Genomic DNA, 23,055 nt, shown 5'->3' with positions numbered 1-23,055 from the left:
GCGGCACGTACTCGTAGAACACGCTGGAGTTCTCCAGGCCGAACCACTGCACCGGCGAACCGGCGAACCGGCGGATGGTGTATTTGAGCGCGATCGCCGTGCGCTCCTGCGATTCGACATCGGACTCGGGGGCGAGCGTCTTGCGGATCAGGCAGAAACGGAACGAGCCGATATTGCCCGGTTTTTCGTACACGGAGTAGTCGTGAACCTGGGCCGGCAGCTCGCCGGAGGCGGACAGGTCGCTGACAATCTGGCGCAAGTACGCATTGACGCGCTGGTTAACCTTGTATCCCAAGTACAGGTGGACGCGGAACACGAAGTCGGTGCCGTAATTCTCCACGGAGTACTCGAACGTGTGGGGCTCATCGGTGACCTCAACGTTGAGGAACCAATACGCACGTGCGCGTTTGGGATGCTTGTCAAAGATGGAGTAGAGGATGTCACGGTCGAGCATGTCGGTGGACGTGCTGTTGGTGAGGTACACCAGGTTGTCGCAAAGCGTCTCGTAATGATGGTCGTTGCGCAGGCGGTCGAGCTGGTCGAGGTACTTGCGCACGGGAAGCATGGTGTATTGGCGGCGCTCGACGCGGCTGCCGTTATACCAGCTCACCATGATGCCCATGATGAGGGCTGCCATGAGGATGGTGAAGTAGCCGCCATGGAAGAACTTGGTGAGCGAGGACACGAAGAAGAAGCCCTCGAGCGACACGAAGAAGACGACGAATACCCAGGGGAACACCTTGAGTTTGCGGAGGCCGTGCAGGTAGAAGAACAGCAGGACAGAGGTGCAGATCATCGTGATGGTGATGGCGAGGCCGTAGGCAGCTTCCATATGCGCGGAGCTTTGGAACAGCAGTACGACGACGATACAGCCGACCCACATGACGTTGTTGACCATCGGGATGTAGAGCTGGCCCTTGGTCTCGGCGGGGTAGAAGATCTGCATATGCGGCATGAGGTCCAGGCGGCTTGCCTCGGACACGAGCGAGAAGGCACCCGTTATCAGGGCCTGGCTGGCGATGATGGCCGCGCAGGTGGAGAGGATGACGCCGAACGGGCGCACGGCCTCGGGAAGCATCTGGAAGAACGGGTTGAGGTCCTCAATGAGAGCGAGGTCGGCATTGCCTGCGTTCGCGAGCAGCCATGCGCCCTGGCCCAGGTAAGACAGGATGAGGCAGATCTTGACGAACGGCCAGGTGGCATAGATGTTGCCACGTCCAACATGACCCATGTCGGAATAGAGGGCCTCGGCGCCGGTGGTGGCGAGGAAGCAGCTGCCGAGGATCATGATGCCGGCGTGGTTGTTGGGGGACAGCAGGAAGCTGATGCCGCGGATGGGGTTGAACGCGAGCAGCACCACGGGGTTGCCGATCACGTACATGAGGCCCGCGCCGCCGAGGAACAGGAACCAGAAGGTCATGACCGGGCCGAAGGCGTGGCCGATCTTGGAAGTGCCGGCGCGCTGTACGGCAAAGAGCAGGCAGACGATGATGAGCGTGATGACGACGACGTTCATCTGGTTGTCGCCCATGATGCCGTGGACCGCGGGGATGGTGCGCAGGCCCTCGATGGCGGTGGTGATGGTGACCGCCGGGGTGAGGATGCCGTCTGCGAGCAGGGCTGCACCGCCAAGCATGGCGGGGATGATGAGCCATTTGCCGTACTTCCGTACGATGCTGTAGAGGGCGAAGATGCCGCCCTCTCCGTGATTGTCGGCCTTGAGGGAGACGAGTACGTATTTGACGGTGGTGAGCAGCGTGACCGTCCAGATGACGAGCGAAAGCGCGCCGAGGATGAACTCCTCGGTGACGGTCATGATGCCGCCTTGGCCAGCGAGGAGGGCTTTGGTGACGTACATAGGCGAGGTGCCGATGTCGCCGTACACCACGCCCAGCGTGATGAGCATCGCGCCGATGCTCACGGGGATCGCGTGCGAACCGTGTTCCGCCGCGGTGGATTCAGTTGCTTGTGCCATTGCGGTGTTGCTCCTTGGCGAGTGTGACCCGGCGGGGACACGCGTGCCCGGGCGCCGAGAGGCATGTGCATGCCATCTAACGTTCAAGCCATTATAGGGATTGTGCAGGGCAAACGCTATATGTCACAAGCAGCAGGAACGCAAATAGAAGGATGGGTTGCTTCCGTTTCCTTTCCCTATCCCTTGCCCTCCTCCCGCGAAAGTTAACTCTCGCGGGAGCTTTTCTCCCGGTTCGCCCGATTCGTTCCCCGAGAGTTAACTCTCGGGGAACGCAGATACCGAGGAGTGCGCGCCCCTTAGGCCCTCATATTGGGTCAGCGCCCGCCGCGCGCATCGCGGCGGCGCGTCTTTTCGCGCCGGGTATTGCTGCCGCTCGGCTCGCTGCCGCGTGCATCGTCATGGCGCCGGGCGTTCTCGCGCAGCTCGCGCGTGCGCTCGCGAATGGCGCTCTCGTCCATGCCCACCATGCGCATGGCCTCCTCGGAGGTGTAGCGGCGGACCAGGTAGCAGTGGTGAATACGCTGGTTGCGGGCGAAGTCCTCGGGGATGGTCTGCGCGGTGATGTCGGTGAGCACCACACCGGCGCGGGCGAGCTCCTCGGTATCGGGGCGGAAGGTGCGCAGGTTGCAGGAGAAGATCGCCTCGCCCTTGCGGGAGAGCAGGCGCGAGAGGCCCACGAGCAGCTCCACGTGGTCGCGCTGGACATCCCACGTGCGGCGACCCATTTTGCTCGAGTTGGAGAAGGTGGGCGGGTCGCAAAAGATGAGGTCCCAGCGGTTGCGTGTGGCGCGCATGTCGCGGATCCAGCTCATGACGTCGGCGCGCACGTAATGGTGGTCGGGGCCCACAAAGCCGTTTTGCTCCATGTTGCGCTCGGCCCAGTCCAGGTAGGTGTTGGAGAGGTCCACGGTGACGGTCTCCTCCACGCCGGCATCGGCCGCGTAGCAGGTAGCCGTGCCGGTGTAGGCGAACAGGTTGAGGAAGAAGCGCTTGCCGCGGGCGTGCTCGCGCACCAGGCTGCGCGTGATGCGGTGGTCGAGGAAGATGCCCGTGTCGAGGTAGTCGTTGAAGTTGACGGCGAAGGTGAGGCCGCCTTCTTCGATGAGGGGGAGCCTGCGGGTGCGGATGTCGGACGGGGTTCCCACGCCGGTGCCCTGGGGTGCGCGAGCGGCGGCTTTGGGGCTCGAGCCTCGGCCGGCGCCTCCCTTGCGCACGCCGGCGGAACCGTTGCCGCCCATCGCCGCCGCGGACGTGCCGCCCGCCTGTTTGCCGTATTGCGACCCGCCGCGCGAGCGGATGCGGGCCTTGGCGAATACGTTTTCGGGGTCCACGTCGAGGATGCGCGGCGCGATGGCGAGCATGTCGAGCAAGCGCGCCTCGGCGAGTGCCGGGTCGATGTGGCGCGGGGCGGCATACTCGGCAACTACGAGCCAGCGGCCCGGGGTCGTGGCACTGCCTTCGTACAGGTCGATGGCGGCGGAGTAATCGGGCAGGTCCGCATCGTAGACACGGTAGCAGGTGATGCCCTCGCGCTGCGCCCACTTGCGGCGCTGCTTAGCGACCTTGCGCAGACGGCGCGCGAACTGCTCGGACTCGGGCAACATGACGGGGCGGGGCTTACCATCGCCCAGGTCGATGGTGGTGGTTCCCGCGGGTGCGACTCGCTCGTCGTCTGCGGCCTCGGTGTCCTCGTGGTCACCCTCAGAGAATTCGGCGAACGTGAGGAGCTGAGCCCCTTCGTTGTTCGGCATGATGGACAGGCGACCGCGGGGGGTGCCGAGGGCTTGCTCGAGGACGTTGTCGCGCGTGAGGACGGTGACGGGCTTGCCGACGAGGGCTTCCCCAAAGGGTGCGCCCGCGCCGGTGCGCAGGTCGGTAACGAGGGAGAGGAGGCGCGGCAGCTTGGTGAGGGGGACCTCGGTCGTGTCGATGACGATGCCGCCGACGACCTGGGTGTCGCCGATAGCGGGAATGGCGAGTTTGCGGACGATTTTCTGCGCGTCGGGCTGGGCGAAGATCACGCGGTCCGAGAGGCCGGATGCCTTGAGGACGCGGCGCGCGCACGAGACGGCGTCACCGGAAATGTCGGTGGCAAGAATGCGCGCCGTGCGGTCGCGCGCCGCGTCGATGCGCCCGAGCGCCTCTTTGCGCAGGGAGAGCCACGCGGATTCGTCGTGCTCCGCCCATGCTTTGAACCCCCAGTTGTCGCGCTCGAGGCCGGGCGCGCGGTCGGCGAGGATCTGGGCTGCCTCCAGTACGATGCCGCCGCCAGCGCAGCAGGCATCGACCAGGATGGGGAAGACGGAGTCGGTGCCGTCGTCCGCGATGGAGGCCGCCGTGTCGCTCGCGTATGTCATGGCGTGCGAGCAGGCCTGTTGCCAGCCAAGCTGCGTCAGGACCAGTGCGGCGTAGTCGGGCCGCAGCACGTGGGCGGCGCCGGGGCGGATCGCCTCGCGCGGGAGGCGCTTGAACAGCGGGTCGCCGGAAAGGTCGAGGTGCAGGCTGGCGCGGTCTCCGCGCAGCGAGAGGAGGATGTGCGCGTCGGGGTCATCCACGTCCACGTTGGGGCGACGGCCGGCGATCTCGACGAGGCGGTCGCACAGGGCATCCTTCACGCGCAGGGCGGAATAATGGGAGTTGCGCAGCTCATCGCTCGTGCCGCGCGCCGAGATGGCGATGGTTGCGCCAGGCGCGAGGACGTTCTCCCAAGCGATGGCGCGAGAGCCCTCGTACAGGTCGTCCGCGGTGATGCAATCGAAGCGGGCGAGGGCAACAAAGACGCGGCTCGCCAGGCGCGACCACAGGCAGGCGCGGTAGGCATCGAGGGGCGCGCCCGCGAACGTGACGCGGCCCTTGAGGCGCCGAACCTGACGCAGGCCGAAAGAGCGCAGTTCGTCGGCAAGGGCGGCTTCAAAGCCCTCGGGGCAGCTCGCGTAAAACTCGTGCGCGGCAGTGTTGGGAGGCGTGAGGGGCGTCTGCGCCATGGTCACTCCTAATATAAGTGGCGGCAAAATCGTGTGTATGATGCGCGGCCGTCTGTCCATAATCTCTTTGTATTATGGCAGCTTCCTTACGCGTACGCTCCTCTTCTGTGCTGATGAGCTTGCTATCATGGTTCGAGCACAAGAGAGGGGAAGGATATGTATGCTCGATGATTCGAGTGCGGTTTGGACGCCCCTTGCGGGGGCCTCTATGGAGGCCGGAGCGGCTTTGGCTACATCGACGGCGCGCGGATTGGGGGACTCCTCGGCGTCGTTGTTCTTCGATGTAGATGGCACGCTCGTCTGGGTGGACCCTGCGAACATCCCCGAGGGGGAGGATTTCACCAAGATCTTGCCGACGTCGGGCGTGCTCGACGCAATCGGGCGGTTGCGGGAGCGCGGGCACCATGCGTACGTCTGCACGGGGCGCCCGCTTTCCATGGTGAGCGACGCGCTCGTGGCCGCCGGGTTCGACGGCGTGATCTCCGCGGCGGGGTCGTGCGTGTCGCTGGGCGGCGAGGTCGTGCACGAGACGCTGATCGATTCCGAGCTGGCGGCTGAGCTCATTCGCCTGGTGCTCGCCGTGGACACGACGGTGATGTTCGAATCGCGCGAGACGCCGCTCGTGGTGTCGCGGACGCTGGAGGCCGTCCCGGCGTTTCCCGACATGCCCGTCGCCCATTCCCTCGAGGAGGCGCTGGGGCTCGCTCCCGAATTGCGGTTTTGCAAGTTCACGCAGCCCGGGATGTTGAAGGCGCCCTCGATCATGGGCGACGCCCGCCTGTGCGAGCTGGTCGAGGCCAATTTCGACGTGTGCGATATGGGCCTGGCGAGCGAGTATTCGCAGAGGGGCGTGACCAAGGCGAGCGGCATTGCCAAGGTGCTGGAGCTGGAGGGGCGCGAAGTCGCGGGCACGTTCGCGTTCGGTGACTCCGAGAACGACCTCCCGATGTTCGATGCGGTGGAGACGAAGGTCGCCATGGGTAATGCGATGCCGGTGCTCAAGGAGCGCGCGGACTACGTGACCGACCATGTGAAGGACGATGGCGTGGTCCACGCGCTGCGGCATTTCGGTTTGATTTAGCATGTGCCCGGAGGGCACCGTTGGGAACGGCGTGTCGATTCCAACGGGGTTGAAAGGTGTCAGAATTGTGAAGACACTTAAGGAGGCCCTTGCAATGAAGGGGCTCTGCGCGTAATATAACTCCTTGCGCACACGGTGCGTCCAGACATTGCGGGGTGGAGCAGTCTGGTAGCTCGCCGGGCTCATAACCCGGAGGTCGTAGGTTCAAATCCTGCCCCCGCGACCAAGAATTTTTAGCAGCTCAGAGGTTAAATCTTCTGAGCTGCTTTTCTTTTTTGATTCCACCTTCGCTTAAAAGCCGCGAAGAATTTGCGAAGAAAAAGCCAGATGCTAAGAAGCGGAGAAGGCGGTTATTTGTAAACAAAAGACGCTGCTGGCAAGTATTGACCAACGGACGCCCCCATTCCCTAACGAGCTGAAAGCAATAATAAAGTCCGGACGAGAGGGTAGCTTATCGCTATCGGGACTGCTCCGGCGGATGGGGTGTGTATTCGGTGGCGTATTCCAGTTGGCTTAAGTGGAAGTGAGGAACCCATGGGCCGCAGGCATCTCGTTTGCCGATCATATCTATGAATGACCCGCTGTGGCAAAATGAGGACATAACGTCCTGTTAGTTATCCAGAAGGTACGTCATGCAGTTTTCAACAGATGAGGTAAAGGCCAAAAGGCAGGAGCTGGGCCTGACCCAGAAGGAGTTCGCCGCTGCGCTGGGCATGGGTCCCAACGGCGAGCGCACGGTGCGCCGTTGGGAGACGGGCGAGACGAGGCCCACCGCAGCTGAGTCGAAGTACATCTCCACCCTCGGCCACCGTGCCCCCTTTGCGCCCGAGGAGGAGGGGGAGCCCGCATTCACCTTCATCGACCTGTTCGCGGGCATCGGCGGGATCCGCATGCCGTTCCAGGAGCTCGGCGGCAGGTGCGTATTCTCGTGCGAGTGGGACAAATTCGCCCAGAAGACCTACCGCATGAACTACGGAGAGACCCCGGCGGGCGACATACGTGAGGTCGCAGCATCCGATATTCCCGACTTCGACGTACTGCTCGCGGGCTTCCCATGCCAGCCGTTCTCACTCGCGGGCGTGTCTAAGAAGCGCTCGCTCGGCCGCGCCACGGGTTTCGAGGACAAGACCCAGGGCACACTCTTCTTCGAGGTGGCCCGCATATTGAGCGAGAAGCGCCCCAAGGCCTTCCTGCTCGAGAACGTGAAGAACCTCGTGAGTCACGATAAGGGAAACACGTTTGACGTCATCATGCAGGTCCTGCAGGACGAGCTCGGCTACCACGTCCACTACAAGGTCCTGGACTCCAAGGGCTGGACGTGCCAGCACCGCGAGCGCATTTACATCGTCGGCTTCCGTGACGACGTCGACTTCTCGTGGGACGACCTCGACTGCCCGAACAGCGGCCAGAAGGCAGCGGAGATCCTAGAGGAGGACGCGGACGAGAGGTACGTGCTCTCCGACAAGCTGTGGTCCTACCTGAAGGCGTACAAGGCGAAACACGAGGCCGCCGGCAACGGGTTCGGCTACGGCCTCATCACCCCCTCGGATACCACGAGGACGCTCTCCGCGCGCTATCATAAGGACGGGAGTGAGATCCTGGTCTCGCGCGGCGAGGGTGAGAATCCCCGCAAGCTGACCCCCAGGGAGTGCGCGCGCCTGCAGGGATTTCCCGACCGGTTCATTATCCCGGTCTCCGACACACAGGCATACCGCCAGTTCGGCAACTCGGTGACGGTGCCTGTCATCCGCTCGGTGGCCAAGCTCATGATGGGGGCGTGCAAGGATGGATTACGGGGCGCTTAGCAGCTACTTCGACGGCGCGGTCTCGAAGGTCCTCGCTGACGTCGACATCGACGCGGGCAAGAGCAACCAGCACGAGTTCAACGGCACGCTGCCGCTGAGGTCGCTGTTCGGCGACGACGACATCCGCGACATCCGCACCACGTTCGCCTACATGTGCGACGAGGCGGAGCCCGAGATGTGCGACGGGACCGTGACCTGGTACGACGCGCGCCGCAAGCACCCCACGCGCACCGAGTACCGCCTCTACTACAAGGACAACCCCGCGATACGGCAGGCGCGCACCGGCGATCTCATGGTGCTCGCCAACTCAGACGACTTGGGGCTGCTTATCCTTTTCGCCAAGAAGGGCTCGAGTATCGAGTCCCAGCTCAAATGGCTGTTCGGTTTCGAGGAACCGGACCGCTCCGGCTACGCAGTGTCGAAGGGCGAGCGCAACCGCATCGGAGCGGTGGCCTCGCGCATCCTCGGCATGATGGGCATCGAGACCCGCGCGCCCTTGAGCGCCGACGCGTACCTGGACGACATGGTGGGGAGGTTCGGCCACGCGTTCCCGCGCGGGCTGGACTTCACCGAATACTCCGTGTCCACGTTGGACGACCTCGACTGGGCGGGCGACCCCGACGGCAGCCTGCTTTCCTGCTACGAGCGCGAGGAGATGCTGTTCAAGGTGTTCGAGCGCCACCTGCTCGAACGGGACCTCGCGCCCTACCTGAACGGCCAGCTCGACGTGGACGGCGTCCTCAAGACCACCATGTCCACCTTCCAGCGCAGGAAGTCCCGCGCGGGCACCGCGTTCGAGCACCAGCTCGAGTTCCTGTTCAAGGGCAGGGGGATCCGCTACTCCGCGCAACCCTACACCGAGGGCAAGTCGAAGCCGGACTTCATCTTCCCATCTATCGAGTGCTACCGCGACGAGAGCTTCCCCTCGGCGAGCCTTACCATGCTCGGCGCGAAGACAACCATCAAGGAGCGCTGGAGGCAGGTTCTGGAGGAGGCGAACCGCATCGAGCGCAAGCACCTCATCACGCTGGAGCCCGCCGTGAGCACGGACTACACGAACGCCATGCGCGACAGCAGGCTCCAGCTCGTCATTCCCGCCCAGCTCTTCCCGACCTACACGCCCTCCCAGCAGGAGTGGCTCATGGATGTCGGCGGCTTCTGCGAGATGGTCGAGAAGAGGCAGCTAGTGCTCGATTAGGCCGGGACAATGAGGGCGTTGAGGCGACGAGCAAGTGACCTGAGGGGCTTTCGCTGAGCCTGAATGCCGAGTTTTTCTAGAACTGCAAGGCTTTCGGTTTCCGACATATCGAAGACCAGTCTAAGCTCATGTTTTGCTCTGGAAGCTCCGGTGTAGAACATGAGTCCGTCGCCTGAGTCGTAGTCGCCGCTCAATTCGGCGTCATCCCATAGATCGCTATTGATGTCGACAAGAATAACAGCGTCAGCTTCGAGGCCTTTGAAGCGTCGGCAGGAATAGAAGGGCACGTCGCTCCCGCGCCAGCGCTCGTCGACAACCTCCTCATTCAGGGGAGATTGCGTTACAGATGAACAGGTGAGGATCACAATGTCATCAATCCCTGCTGATTGTAAGGCGGAAATCTCCCGGTTGATGAATTCGATCATCTTGCCGACGTTGGTTGTCGCTATCATTTTCGGGGCAGATCCAGGTGCGGAGGTGGTCTTCGTCTCAATTCCCGGATTTGACTCAAGAGCCCCGTATGAGCATCGGGCGATATTGACAGAGTTCCTGCAGTTTACATAGAGGGATAGCTTGCAGTCAGCCTGCAACAAGAAGCTTGGAAGCTCAGAGCCTTGGATGAACTGGTTTTTGTCGTAGAAGAGGTAAAAGCTTCCATCTTTTTTCTTGATGAGGTCGAAGAGTAGGTCCAAGATCTCCGACTGTTCGATTTCGGCTATTCCAAAATCTTGTCCTTCATCGATGACAACATGTTTATATGGGAAAGAGTTCTCATCGAGAGTAAGTAGATACTCCGCGAGGCCTTCGTAGCTAGGGGGAGACGTCAGGCATTTCTCGTGCGCAAGTCCTGCGATGGTTTTTACCTCGATCCGGCTGAATTCGGCGAGTCGACTGGCAATGTCGTTCTTTAGCATAGTGTTGAAACACAGGAAAAGGACCTCGTCTCCGGTGCTCGCCGCGCGTTTTGCACGCTCGACGGCGATGAGGGTCTTTCCAGATCCTGCCGGTCCGGAGATGATTGCGCTCTTTTGCTCAGAAAGAAAATCCAGAACGCGTTGCTGAGACTGAAGCAATCTAATGAAGGCAAGCTCTGCTAGATCGTATGAGAAGCGTTTGCTGGGAATTAGGTTAAGCTCGGGGCAAAGAACCTTCGATATGACCCTGTTTTCATCATTTTCTGATAGCTGCGTTGCGGTTCCAGCGACCTGAAGAGAGAAGATTCGCCGAATCGAAGGCTCTGGATCAATAAGGTCGTTGGAGAAGAGAGTAATCTTAAGATCGCCCTCGGGTGGAAGGCAGTATCCGCAGAGCGCCTCCCTTCGGACGGAGGGGAACCACACCGCGTGAAGCAGCTTGCAGTGCCTTAGCGTATCTCTCATACGGAGCTGCTCGAAGCGATCGATGAGCCTGTATTTTGAATTTGAAGCTTGGTTGTATGGGCCTCCGCGCGGCATCAATAGGCCGCTTCCGTACCGCCACTCCCCGGCTTCATACTTGACTTGTCCCGCCTTGGCCTCAATACACAGAATTCCAAGATCTCGGTGGAAAACGATGAAGTCGGCCTCGTTTTCCCGAAGGTCGTCACGTAGCGAGGTGACCATGCGCATCGAGTGAACCACGACGAATTCATCTGGGAGTGAGGCCAAGGCATCATAGATTATTCCTTCTTGGCTCGCAGGGGTAAAGTCGCGTGGGCCACGCGAGGGAATCATTCTAGCCACAGTTATTCTCCAGGATGTTGAGCAGTTCTTCGGGGGCGGGAGCGTCGTCTATTGCATATACGTCCCAACCGCGCGCGGCATCCCGCAGCTCTTCAAGAGACATCCCGCTGTCTTCAACATCCTCTTGGGATAGAAGGGCGACACGGGCAACCGCCCATCCAAGGGTGGCAGGTATCTCTATGCTCTGGTTGCCGATTATGCAATTTGGGGCTGGATGCTCTATGTGCTTGAAGGATAGGGCGTCAGAAAGAAAACTAATGTATTCGGCTTCTGATGGTTTGATGCCGTACGAAGCGGATGAACAGATATCAGCTACGGATGTTTGGGAATAGTCGGTATCGTCCAGAAGGCTCAGCGGCTCCCTTACGGCCATTTGGCTATCGTTCGATATAGGGCCGCCGTCAAAATTAAACAGCCCAATACTCGGGTCTTCGAGCGTCCCAGTCAGCATTGCCCTATCAAGAATCTTATTTGCGTTCTCACAGGATGTTTCTGGGACAAGGGCGCAGCTGTAGCAGGCGGCAAGGTTGCACGACCCCTGCCCTTGCCCGGGGGATTCGATGCAAACGGGGTCTGAGGAGCACCATCGCGCATCGGAAATCGCCTTGTCGAAGATTCGCTCAAAAATACCGGGACGACCCGCACGGACGAGTCCGCCTAGCGACCCTTCGCTATCATCAGAAGCGGTGTAAATCAGGATTCCGTTCATAGATTGATCCGAGGGATCATCAAGGGAGCGGTTGCAGTAGATCCGCTCGCGTACAGATGCCGTTGGGTAGCCGCATTCCTGCGTTATCCCTAGCATGAGTATGTGGGCGAGGGTGTGCAGCGCAATGTAGCGGGGGTTAAGCGTGCCATCAGCTTCTTGAGCGTTAAAGCTGTTCGCTGGGTGCTTTAGATTACTTTCAAGCTGTTCGGTTCGTTTCCGCACGGAGGGGATAGAGCTCCAAGCGTCTAGTAGTCCCTCGTTCAGCTTGAGAAAGACGCCCTCTCCGGTTAGTTGGGTTGCAAGCGCCCAATCGAGCCTATTCCGTGATAGCATCGAACGCTGTTCGTCGAACGATACGCCGGGCTTTACATTGGGGTAGAGGCGAGAAAACCCGATAAGAGCCTTTGTTTCTTTAAGGGTTGAAATCAGGGATATCGATTCAACGGCCGATTTCAGCAGCCTTGATGAGTACTCCGAAGAGGGTAGTGCGCTTCCCTCAAACGATTCTAGGTCGCTTTTGAATCTGTCGGGGTCGGATAGGACGCCATACTCCTCATGCTTATATGCAAGCTCCGAGCGCGTCGATTGTGCGCCTTGATCTTCCTGCAGAGACTGGAACGCTGCAAGCAGCTCGTCGGTGTTAATTCCAGCGCGTCTCGCCTCGTGAGAAAGAACCTCTCTGAATGCTTCCCCTCCACATGCTGAGATGGTGGTGAGGTAGTCGTACTTTGCTTCCGCATAGTCGAGAGCGGCTTTTCTATGCGTATCTGGGATATAGATAGAGCTGATCGTTTGCGAGTACCATACGTTGGTTCCGCCTCGCTGAATGACTCGTAGGTCCGAGGTAGGTGCGTCGCATGGAGAAGAGGGGGTTTCTTCGAGCCAAGGTCTGCTGCCGCGGCAATGATACCCATATTTCTCCAAAGCCCCAGGAGAGGCTATGGTGTCAAGTGGGATGCCCTTGTTGCATTTTTCGCAATAGTAGTAGATGTCTCTAAGAGTCCCGCTGCCTCCGCGCGTTTTTCTTACTAGAACATGCTCTTCCGGATTAACAGGTTCGCCATGGATGAGTTCTAGGAGGGGCAGGTCATCAATATGTCCATTTGGGCAAGCGACGACAAAACGCTCTGGAACCAATTTGCAATGATTGCAAGAGGGTTTACCGCAACGCGGAATCGATGTTTCAATGGGTTTGCTTTTGTACATCGTATGGCACCTAGGACAATACATCCAGAGAGGGAATCTGACTGCATAGATTCTGGTGCCCTCATTCGTTGGCGGTTCAAGCAGGCGGGTGACGCCGATGAAGCTTGCAAGTCTTCGATCGTGAACCTGATTCATATCTTTTTGGAAGGGGAACTCATCAAGTCCTGCAATCATCAACGACGACCCGTCAGGGCATGGAAGTATCGCCCCGGGACCCCATGGGCCGAAAAGCTGGTTTTTGCGAAGGCTGCATTTCTTCTGGATTTGATTGTGATTGCTTTTGGAGCGGTGGTTTCTAGACATCATCTGCCTCCCCATCATTTCGTCGCTGGAGAACGGCGACCTGACAGTCTCCATCAACGGTTCTCATTGCTGTGGGGGCATCAAACCCCGCGTTTCCCCAAACTGGATTAATGACACCGACGGGGTGGATAAGCGGTGTGGGTGTGTCTGGTTGGGGGAAGCCCAAGTCGTACCAGACGTCGTAACCCTCGTTCACCCACTGCTGTATGCAGTAGTCCAGATCGGCTTCGGCATCTTTTACCTCATTTGGGTCGATGCTGTTGATGCGTGTGAGTATGATCTGCTTTGCCGTCTCAATGGCGCGGAGCTGAGGATTGTTCGGAGAGGCGAGCGACGGGTTTTGCATTCGATAGAGGGCGACGAGGATTGCGGGTAGGGCGCGGTCCCTGACCTGCTGACAGAACGCAGTGGCGCTTGAGGGCTCGACGTGCTTGTAGAAACTCTGATGGTAGTTCTTGAAGTTTTCGTAATGGGATCGGTCCCTTGGCTTCGATGCGTTGTACGCCGTGAATACTATTCCATGGTTATCACTTCTGCCGACTCGGCTGGTTGCCTGGATGTATTCCGACGTCTCTTTCGGTTGTCCTGCGACGACCATGGTTCCTAGCCTGCCGACATCAAGGCCGACAGAAATCATGTTGGTTGCAAGGCAAAGGTCTATAGAGCGATCGTGGCCACCATTCGTTGCATGCTTAGCAGACAGTCTTTCTAGCCCGTCCTGCACATCCGAGGCGCTTTTGCGCCCGGTAAGCTCAAGGGTTCGATTGAGGTAGCGGGGCTTCTCCACAGGATTGGCTCGGCGCTTTTCGAGCAGGCGTTCAGGGATGTCGGCAACTGTCCAAGTCAAAGCTTGGCCGAGCTCCCTAGTGGTGTTGTAGTAGCCGGTAACGGTCCAGTATGGGTCGATGACATCGTCATCCACCTGCCAGGTGCAAGGCTCCCAAAGCAACTCGGTATAAAGGCGGATGGAGGCGGTGGCAGCGGTGATGCTGGGGGCATAAAGGCCGACGTACCGTCTGCCGTCACCCCCATGATCGATGCGTGCAAAGAAGGAGTCATCATATCTGATCCCAGAAGGGGGGAACTGGCAGACATTGTCCATTGCGCAGGCGAATATCTGGTTGCATTGCTCTTTGGCGCGACTTACGGTCGCGGTTGAGGCGATGATTTTTGGAGATGCCCCAGTACTACCGTAGCTGCAAAGAGCGTCAATCAACGTCTCGTAGCACGCGACCATCGACCCGAGTGGCCCAGATATTAGATGTAGCTCATCTTGGATGATCAGCTTCGGGGTGTGGAATCTCTCGCCTCCGTCTCCTATGCCGAAGAGGCGGAACGATTCCTTCCTATATGGAATCATCGCAAATTTATCTACGGTGCCAAGTAGCAATGAAGGTGGATTCTCATAGATCTCTTCATCCACCACTAATAGCGGGAGAGAGTCGTCTCCTTGATGGAAATGGCATTGATGGTTCGGGCAGAAAAAGCGAAGGTAATCGGTTCTCTTTCCAGTGGAATCGCGCTTTCTGGTCTTGATATACCCCGCTGCATCCTTTGTTGCCTGTCCCATGGGCTCGCCGCACCAAGGGCACTGGAGTATAGGAAGACTTCCTTTGTCCTGTTCGGGCTCGATGCCCCTTCTTAGGTCTCCATAGAGCTGCAATGCTTGTTCCCAAGTATTTGGAGTGGTTGAGCGTCCGACCCACAGTCCGATAGAGAAGCGCTTGCTGCCAAGCCTGTTTGGATTCCGCGCGCGCATGACTTCTAGGGCGCAGATGAGGGCCGCCGCACGAGAGAACTGTTGTTTCGTGAGCAGTCTGAGCGTATACCGCATAATAACGCTCGTACCGTCACACTTCTCGCCGTTGAGTCTCTCTAAGATGAGCGTGAAGGCGGTAAGTCCAAGGTACGCCTCGGTTTTGCCGCCTCCGGTCGGAAACCAGATTAAATCGAGTAGGGAGCGGTCGTCACTTTCGGGTTTTGACATGGAGGTGATGTTGAGAAGGATGAACGCGATCTGGAAAGGCCTCCAATCGCGCGGTTTTGCTGCTGCGGCTTCGAGGGAGTCTGCAGCCCTGGATGCGATGCTGTAATGCAGGTACTGCTCATACATTGCTTCGTTCGCCATGATGAATGCACTTCGAACAACTCCATCGACTGTGAGCAGGTCGAGGCCCTCTCGCATTCGGCGAAGGCAGGCGCGGCATTTATCCAAATTAGCCGTAGCCGGCTTGAGGCGCCAATCATGGAGATCTTGAGCGGTGTCGGAGGTGTCCGAAATCCACCTCTCGTAGGCATCGCAAAGAGCCGAGAGAGCGGCACGAGTCTCTTCCCAGTTGGACTCTTCGGCGAATGAGCGCATCTCGAATTGAACTTCGGAAAGTTCTTCAATCGTCGACAGGGTCGGTCTTACTTCTTCAAGAGGCAGAATTCGTGTCCTGACTGTCTCTGGGGCCGCTGAACCTGAATCCCAATCGGCGGCACAGCCGTGCCCCAGCGCGTAGTTCTTTACAGGGGAGTAGATGAGATAGTCGGAAAGCTCTTCCTCTGTCATTTGGTAATCATCCGGCCGTTGAAGTTCAACCGGGAGAAAGGCGGACGAGGAGCTGACGGTTAGAGAGCACTGGAAGTAATGTTTACCAAGGCCGGAACGGCCGCTGTCTGATGCCTTATTTGTGTTTCTCAGTGCGATGCTGAGAACCGTTGAGTAGCCATCTGGGCGATAGCGGTAGACGGCGACCAATTCCAGATTGGTTTCTGGAACACCGATCTGCTCCCGTGGGTTATTGCTGCTGGGAATACGGACAGTGCAGTTCCAGGTTATGGGACGGCGACGATAATTCGTCTTGTCGGACTTCTCCTCCTTGTAGGTGGCGGCATGGACTTCGACCTTCAGGGAGCTGTCGTCCGGAATTCGAACGGTCAGGCTGATTGCCGATTGGAAGTTGGAGTTTGAGAGCGAAATGGGCTCTTCGTAGTCTGAAAGATCGCTGGATTGTGGCTCAATCTCATCGGGGGCAACGATTTCGTCTGTATTGGAAGCGTTGTTTTGTGGGTCGTCCGTTGATTGTTGGGCATCGCTTTCATCATGATCCGGAGTCTCGGAAAAGCTGCTTCCAACTGGGTAGAGTACGCCCGCCGCATATCCCGCATTGCCCAGGGGATATCGCTTGGTGAGTCCTGCGTCTTCTGAATCAATCGGACCGACAAAGTTCTCATAGACGGCGTTGTAGAGCGCGTCTCTCATATCGTTATCTGTCATTATTCCTCCATGTTACTACGAATGACCCAGCCAAGCTTTTTCCTGGGAACAGCAATCCGGTCGCTGACTGTGTCCACCCGAAGCAATTCAAAGGTGCAACGTCCCTCTGACTCCTTGTTGCATTCTTGAAGGGCGGCTTGGGCCGATCCAAGTGAGAGGTAGTGGAACATGAACCTATCGGTTCCATCACTCACGAAGTCCCTGCCCTTTGTAATCCGCTCTCCTCGACAATAGCTGGCAGCTTCTGACATCTTCCGGATATCCTCCTCGCTAAAAGGCATGGAGAGTGCCTTTCCGATATATTCGACATCCTTTTTGCTGTGCGGCATGATTAGGTCGGGATCGTCAATCCATCGAGAAATCGTCGCAAAGTTGCGCGAACACCCAGCGTTTGAAATACGGTCGACAATCCTGCTTCGCGACATATATCTCAGCGCGGCATCAATAGGAACGTGCCAAGCGCGTGCCTCCGAGAAGGCGATGGCGTATTGGTTGGAATACAGCTCGGCGTCCCCAATGCGGTCTGCATCGCTTCGAATCCGGAGGACTGCGTCTCCGGGTTCCAAGGAATCAGCATTTTTTCTGAGGCACCCGTATGCCAAGTTGGATTGATCGGGCACAACGCATGGCCTCGTGCCTCCTGCCGGCGCGCATTCTAAGAAGCAGTAATCTCCATTCGAGAAAGATACCTGTCGCGCGAGGCGCTCGTCACCTTCCAGTCTGATTATGCGCGTCTGGTCGGCTACCCTTCCCAAGCGCTCACGGTTCTCCATCGGGTCACCTTGGTCGTCTTGCGACGAGAGGGGGGCTGGGGGTAGGACTGGACTGGAGGATTAGGCATTCGGGTAGAGATACGCCGAGCTTTTCGAGGCAATTACGATTCCATGCGGAAGCGCTGACCTCACGGCGATTCCAAGCATTTGGAGCAAGCTTGTACCAATCGACCTCTAGTGCCTCGCCGGTGTATAGGAGTAGATAGTAGAGTTCTGAATTGCCCGAATTAAGAATTTGGTCCATTTGCGATCTATTGAACCATCCGCTTACAACAACTGCTTCGCCATTTGCGGACGGGCCTTCTTTTAGGAATTGCCTTGGTGTGCAAAATCGCAAGTGCCCGGGGTCGAGCCCCAGTCGCGATGCCTCGCCTCGCCAAAAACGGCTTTCGGTCATTCTGGAATCCTCGTTGGGCACAATTAGGCAGAGGCGTTCATTTTTTCCAAGGGTCTCAAGTCTGCCTGCGATTGCTGCGGCCTTGTTTGGCAAGGTGCTCGGTGTGGAAGAGATGAGGATTTCATCGCAAACGGCGCGGACTACGGAGGTTTCCTCCTTGGTCAGCGAATACCCGCCCAAATCTCCGCATAATGATCTCTTGATGCTGTCGAGCTGGGAGACGATCTGCTGATGTATGTCGAGGGGGAGTGGCGCTGTTTGGCGAAGAGCTTGGTAGTGTAGGCGGGTGAGCTGAGAGAGTGATGCCTGCTCATCAAGCGTCATCTGCTGCTGAGCGGACCACAATGCTTCGAGTCCTTTTGCAGAATTGGAAATCTCTTGCTTCGGCTCGATGGGAAGAATGGCGCAGCTTTGATTCACGAGTGCCTGCTGTGCTCCGCTCAGGCAGAAATCGGGAAATAGGTCCGCATGGTGCGACAACAGCCGTTTTGACCAGATGAATCGCTCGTAGTTCAGGTCATCGATATGTTCAATTTCCGCTGCGACCGCCGCGTCGCAGAAAATCATGGTATGAACTCGGTGCTTTTCCCAAAGGTCCCTGAGTTCGCCGATGTAGCCGTTCAGTCCCTGGGGGTTGGAAAGCTCGACTATGACGCACGACAGCTTCCCCCCTCGTTCGAGGTAGTCAACAAAGTCAAATAGGTCCGAATTTCCGTCCCGATCGCGTTTTGCGGAAACGACAGAAGGCGAAGCATCGATTTTGTACGCATAGTCGAGATGGTAATCTCCGTCACCCATATAACGCGCTATGGGTAATAGTTCTCTGAGGCTGTAGCGTTTATGCTTGACTTCGATTTCGATTGACCCAAGAGTCCTGGGTGCAACGTTGGGCAGTGGCGTGCTTGGAACTCCAATGCCGATTGCCTCGGGTATGTACGAGCAGACATCGAAGATGTGATTGAGGGATTTGGGTTTGTCCCTGTAAGCCTTAATCTGCTTACTTAGGGACAGTCTCTTCTTATTGAGCACATTGACTGTGCTCCCTGAGCGAACCCGATGGAGCTTTGGGAACCTGTCAAGCTTCATCTTCCTGCCAGGGCAGTATTCCAAAACTGTGCCGAGATCGGGATGTTCGCTTGTGCCTCTATATTCCATTACCGTGTCAGAGAAGCCAATCAAATCGCCGAAGCGGAGCTTCTGAGGCAGAGTCGAATGTCTCACCCTAGTGCGCAATGCGGTTGAAAACGCAAGTTCGAGGCAGAGCATGAGCGCTTCGCGCTGATAGTCTGATACGCCGATGACCATGCCGGGGAGTCCGAGCTCCTTCATGCGCTTCAAAAAGCCAAGCGATGTGGAAGTGATTCCGGTGTTCGGATATAAATTTAGGGCGGTGCAGCGCTGCCTTCTAGAAAGAGTGTGAGTGGGGTCGAGAGATCGATCTAGAAACTCGCACCAATTCAAAGTGGGTGTATTTGCATCCTTGGCGAAAGATAATAAAGGGTCATCCATAGATTCTCCTGTCCGATGTTCTGACAAAAGTATCCCATAGAAACTGGGGTGTTAGTGCTCGGGTATTTGGCGTGTCGGCAGATGGGGCTGTGAAATAAGGAGGCTTGGGCGGGGGTGTGGTTTTGTCATCGCTTTCCCTCACAAGCCAGCGTCCGCTTTGACGCCGTATCGCCTTTAGCTCGCCTGCGCGTTCCATGAAGACGTCGAACCTCTCGACGAGGGTGCCGAACACCGCTCACCCGTCCGTCACGCGGCGGGCGGTTGTCCTTATGGGTCAGATCTTGCCGTTGGGCAAGATCAACCTCTTGGGTATATCCCCATCGCCGTTGAGCCTCCCTGGAAGGCGCTCCACCTCGACATGGGTGCGTTTGCGTTCTAGTGGGATCCCGCAGGTCTCCGACAGATTATTTCCGCTGAGCAACTTAATCACTTCCCTCCGAGGTGATTGTAGGGTCTCGTCAGGACATGGCCGTGGTATGCGCACCCGCAGGGGGATGTCTTTACGGCTTCGCTGGCAGGGCGGAGATGATGAGCACATTCCGTGCTCACCCTGCTCAGATTTTACTGCCCATTCTGCTCAAATCTACTTGACGAAACACACGGTCTACACGGAGCCCGGCGGGACGAAGGTCCAGCTGACGCTCGAGAACAACATCGTGGCGCGGACCGTCAGGAGGAGCGAGGCGCTCGAGGACAGGGTTTCGCCCGAGGCGATCGCCTCCTTGGGGGAGTATGAGCTCGCCGCCGTAAGACTTGCCTTCACGAATGGAAAGGTGACGGCAAGGGAGCTCGCGGAGCATATTGGAAGGGATCGTCGAACGGCAAGCCGGTTGCTCGGCAAGCTGGTCGGGGAGGGGGGATTGCTCGAATGGCACGGCTCCTCTCCCAACGACCCGAGGCAGTTCTACACGATAAGGTAGGCGCTCGGCTCAGTTTCGCACCTTGTCGCAGTAATGTCGCACCTTGTCGCAGTAGCGCCCGAGGCTGATTCCTCGCGAAGAATCCGCGAAGAATCAGCCTCGGATCATCTTCGCGAAGAATTTGCGAGGAAAGAATTGAGCGAAGTCAGGAAATGCATACCTGCGGAAACAAGGGGATGCGAAGGATTGCCGCTAATGAATAGCGATGTAAACGGGCTCATAACCCGGAGGTCGTAGGTTCAAATCCTGCCCCCGCGACCAAGAATTTGCAGCTCGTCGGCATAGCCGACGAGCTTTTTTCTTATCTGGGGGCTGTGTTATCGGCCCGATTCTCAACTTTTCGGTCGAAAATCTCAATCTGTAACAGGTAGACCCGATTTGGCCGGCTAGGTATTACAGATCGAGACATTTGGACAGAGCGGGCCCTGCATGCCCAATCTGACACAAGCCAGCAAGGTGCAAGCTGAGGAACTTAACTAGGGAACTAGGGAACTAAACTGCGGAACTAGGGAACTTTACTGCGGAACTAGGGAACTTTACTGCGGAACTGGGGAATGGCTGGGGTATAGTAGGGGCTGACTAATGATTCAATCGAAGGACAGCTATGTTCATAACGAATGATATCGAGTTGGCCGCTGCGGTTGAGCACATGAGGGCCGCAGGGACGGACCTTGCCGAATACGAACTCAAAACCGCGGCAGGCGGTTTTCCCAAGACGATGCCGGATTCGATTTCCGCTTTTGCTAATGGAGCTGGCGGAACGATCGTTTTCGGCATCAGCGAAAAAGACGGCTTCCATTCGGTGGGCATCGATGTGAAGATGATCCAGGCGCATAGCGCCCAAGCGGCGAGGGAACTCGTTGAGCCTCCCCAGATGGTCGACATCATGGTTTTGGAGTTTGAGTCGAAGCCCGTCGTTGTGGTTAATGTTCCCGAGGCTCCGCCACGGGAGAAGCCATGTTATGTCAAAAAGCTCGGTCAACGCCTTGGCTCATACATAAGAACGGGCGATGGCGACCACAAGATGTCATCTTACGAAATCGATCGATATATCGAAAATCAATATCGAAGCGCGCGCAACGATGCTGTTGTTGTTGAGGGCGCAACGATCGATGACTTTGATCAAGAATTGCTCGCAGGATGGCTCTCGCGCGTGAGGTCGACGACACTGGGCAGGTCCGCGGCTTTAAGCGATGAGGAGCTCATGGCGAATCGGCGTGTAGTTTCTCTCGATGCTGAAGGGGTTTTGAGGCCGACCGTTGCCGGCATTATGGCATTGGGGTTTTCTCCGCAACAGTTTTTTCCTCGTGCCAACATTGTGTTCACAGCCTATCCGACACCGAAAAAGGGCGAAGTGGGGAGAGCTGGGGAACGTTTTTCTGATTCGGTTGATATCGATGGGCCAATACCCATCATGGTAGTTGATGCGGTGCGGGCTGCATCGCGAAACATGAAGCATGGCGCAATCGTAAAAGGTGCGTTGAGAGAAAACGTGCCGGACTACCCGTTGGCTGCAGTCCGTGAGGCTGTTGCCAACGCGTTGATGCATAGGGATTATTCTCCCGATGCGTTAGGCACCCCGGTAATGATTGACCTTTACCCCGATCGTATGGAGTTGTCCAACCCCGGCGGCTTGTTCGGCTCGTTGACGGTTGAACGTTTGGGACAACGAGGCGCAACGGCTTCGAGGAACCAGTTTCTAGCTCGAATTCTCGAGGATGTGCCCTACTCTGATGTTGATGGCAGGGTTGGTCGCGTCGTCGAGAATCGAGGCTCAGGCTATCCAACAATTAATAGGGAGCTCGAACAGGCCTTGATGCCCGCGCCGATTGCGAAGAGCACCCTCGATGAGTTTGTTTTGATCATGAGGCATCGACGCATGGCGGACCAGGAAGACCGCTCATACACAAAGGAAAACGTTAAGACTGCCATCCTTGGTTACATTGCCGATCGCGAGAGCGTAAGCACGTCGGAACTTGCGAAAGCGTCGGGGATGTCAGTGAAAACGGTGCGCCGATATCTGTCTGCGCTTATGGAGGAAGGAATTGTCGAAGGAATCGGGATGGCCAATAGCCCCAAGCGACGCTATCGCCTGCGTCGATAGGAACAGTTTGGAAGCTCGCCGGGCTCACAAGCCGGAGGTCGTAGGTTCAAATCCCGCCCCCGCGACCAAGAATTTGCAGCTCGTCGGCTATGCCGACGAGCTTTTTGTTGTCTGCATGCTATTTGCATGACCTCGACAAGTGCGGTAACCGCTCGATAAGGACGGTCGAGCAGGTGGAGGAAAAGATTGAGTCGCTTCTCGTCGATGACGACTCCAAATACCTCTTCATCGACGAGGTGCAGAACGTCCGAGACTACGAGGAGGTCGTCGGGCAGATCGTCGACAAGGACATCAGGTCTCACAACAAGATCCGGAACATCGACATGCTCAACCGCGTCATGACCTACGCCATCAACAACTACGGAGCCCCGACAAGCCCCACCAACCTCCACGACCACTTCACCAAGACGGAGCGCATCGCCGTTGAGCGGCGGACGATCGCCGCCTACATCCAGGTCTCGATAACGATCGCCGATAGGGGCGTGGAAGAGCGGGGGTACAGGCCGTTCGGCCACATCAGGGACGGATGCTCGCGCTACCTTTTCGCGCTTGACCCCTTGCTGCAGGAGAGGGACGGCGTCGGGCGCCTTAACATGGCGTCGTTTATGCAAGATGGCGGCGATCTCATCTGAGGTGACGCCGGGCCTTCTTGCTCCCCGGTGCGCGAACGGCGTGGACGCCGAATGGGAGCCGTTGCTGCCGGGCCGCGGGTCGGCGTGGCCCGTACCCACACGAACTTGCGAAGCTACGAAAAAGTGCGATGCATTTCAGCCAATCTGACTTGAAAATAGGCCAATGCGCCGCTCCTCCGGCCTTCTAACCAAGTGAACTGCTTCCCATGATGCGTGTCGGGGCTTGGCTGCAAGTGGCATCTTGAGCTTTTTCGTATTCGTTTTCGGAGAAGCCGAGTACACCGGGTTTCAAGTTAGGAAAAACCGCAGGTGACGGTGGGTCGTCTGTCGGGGCTACTCGCCATTATTTGATTTGAATACGAAAAAGCTCGACTTGGTGGATTCGGAGGTCGGTTTAAAGCCCGTCATGCAGGTGGAGCCGCCCTTGACGGGCGGCTCCACCTGTTCAGAACGACGTATTGATGTGCCAAATGCTA

General features: G+C 57.8%; 13 protein-coding genes and 1 tRNA gene. 7 read left to right on the top strand and 7 right to left on the bottom strand.

All coding sequences use genetic code 11. The annotated features are described in order from the left end of the window. A partial coding sequence (locus Q5Q88_RS05465; RefSeq protein ID WP_302742198.1) for a KUP/HAK/KT family potassium transporter occupies window positions 1-1,975 on the bottom strand: 1,975 nt, incomplete at its 3' end. A 314-nt stretch (window positions 1,976-2,289) separates the two neighbouring features. Then, window positions 2,290-4,959 carry a bifunctional 23S rRNA (guanine(2069)-N(7))-methyltransferase RlmK/23S rRNA (guanine(2445)-N(2))-methyltransferase RlmL gene (gene rlmKL, locus Q5Q88_RS05460; RefSeq protein WP_302742196.1) on the bottom strand — a complete coding sequence of 890 codons (2,670 nt, stop codon included), beginning with the start codon at window positions 4,957-4,959 and terminating at the stop codon, window positions 2,290-2,292. A gap of 160 nt (window positions 4,960-5,119) precedes the next feature. Here rlmKL and Q5Q88_RS05455 point away from each other — a divergent pair, with 160 nt between their 5' ends. The 4 genes from Q5Q88_RS05455 (at window position 5,120) to Q5Q88_RS05440 (ending at window position 9,043) form a co-directional block, all read left to right on the top strand. Beyond that, window positions 5,120-6,040: an HAD hydrolase family protein gene (locus tag Q5Q88_RS05455; protein WP_158574778.1), complete on the top strand. Its 921-nt coding sequence runs from the start codon at window positions 5,120-5,122 to the stop codon at window positions 6,038-6,040. 149 nt (window positions 6,041-6,189) lie between these two features. Beyond that, window positions 6,190-6,266: transfer RNA gene (locus Q5Q88_RS05450), tRNA-Met, on the top strand. 406 nt (window positions 6,267-6,672) lie between these two features. Next, a complete protein-coding gene (dcm, locus tag Q5Q88_RS05445) occupies window positions 6,673-7,845 on the top strand; it encodes a DNA (cytosine-5-)-methyltransferase (RefSeq protein WP_294123349.1) in 1,173 nt (390 codons plus the stop codon). Beyond that, window positions 7,826-9,043: a type II restriction endonuclease gene (locus tag Q5Q88_RS05440; protein WP_294123347.1), complete on the top strand. Its 1,218-nt coding sequence runs from the start codon at window positions 7,826-7,828 to the stop codon at window positions 9,041-9,043. The genes dcm and Q5Q88_RS05440 overlap by 20 nt, the downstream gene beginning before the upstream one ends. Here Q5Q88_RS05440 and Q5Q88_RS05435 read toward each other — a convergent pair. From Q5Q88_RS05435 to Q5Q88_RS05415, 5 genes are read right to left on the bottom strand one after another with little or no spacing between them, the layout of a single operon-like run. After that, window positions 9,040-10,755 (bottom strand): AAA family ATPase, encoded by a 1,716-nt coding sequence (locus Q5Q88_RS05435; protein WP_302742200.1) that lies wholly within the window; start codon window positions 10,753-10,755, stop codon window positions 9,040-9,042. The genes Q5Q88_RS05440 and Q5Q88_RS05435 overlap by 4 nt on opposite strands. Window position 10,756: 1 nt before the next feature. After that, window positions 10,757-13,036 (bottom strand): DUF1998 domain-containing protein, encoded by a 2,280-nt coding sequence (gene drmB / locus Q5Q88_RS05430; protein WP_302742193.1) that lies wholly within the window; start codon window positions 13,034-13,036, stop codon window positions 10,757-10,759. After that, window positions 12,975-16,244, bottom strand: a complete 3,270-nt coding sequence (locus tag Q5Q88_RS05425) for a helicase-related protein (RefSeq protein WP_302742191.1) — start codon at window positions 16,242-16,244, stop codon at window positions 12,975-12,977. Before Q5Q88_RS05425 ends, drmB begins: the two co-directional genes overlap by 62 nt. Then, window positions 16,244-17,017: a hypothetical protein gene (locus Q5Q88_RS05420; protein ID WP_302742189.1), complete on the bottom strand. Its 774-nt coding sequence runs from the start codon at window positions 17,015-17,017 to the stop codon at window positions 16,244-16,246. The genes Q5Q88_RS05425 and Q5Q88_RS05420 overlap by 1 nt, the downstream gene beginning before the upstream one ends. A gap of 4 nt (window positions 17,018-17,021) precedes the next feature. Beyond that, window positions 17,022-18,923: a hypothetical protein gene (locus Q5Q88_RS05415; RefSeq protein WP_302742187.1), complete on the bottom strand. Its 1,902-nt coding sequence runs from the start codon at window positions 18,921-18,923 to the stop codon at window positions 17,022-17,024. 587 nt (window positions 18,924-19,510) lie between these two features. On the opposite strand from Q5Q88_RS05415, the gene Q5Q88_RS05410 reads away from it, so the two are divergent. From Q5Q88_RS05410 to Q5Q88_RS05400, 3 genes are all read left to right on the top strand, one after another. Next, window positions 19,511-19,843, top strand: coding sequence for a hypothetical protein (locus Q5Q88_RS05410; protein WP_294121517.1), 333 nt, complete (start codon window positions 19,511-19,513; stop codon window positions 19,841-19,843). 604 nt (window positions 19,844-20,447) lie between these two features. Beyond that, a complete protein-coding gene (locus tag Q5Q88_RS05405) occupies window positions 20,448-21,947 on the top strand; it encodes an ATP-binding protein (RefSeq protein WP_302742184.1) in 1,500 nt (499 codons plus the stop codon). 173 nt (window positions 21,948-22,120) lie between these two features. Then, window positions 22,121-22,579, top strand: coding sequence for a hypothetical protein (locus Q5Q88_RS05400; protein ID WP_302742183.1), 459 nt, complete (start codon window positions 22,121-22,123; stop codon window positions 22,577-22,579). Window positions 22,580-23,055 lie beyond the last annotated feature (476 nt).

Origin of the sequence: uncultured Collinsella sp. (assembly GCF_959026545.1) — a bacterium.
Classification (GTDB): Bacteria; Actinomycetota; Coriobacteriia; order Coriobacteriales; family Coriobacteriaceae; genus Collinsella.
Note: the sequence above shows the minus strand (reverse complement) of the source record. Positions and strands in the feature narration are given on the sequence as shown.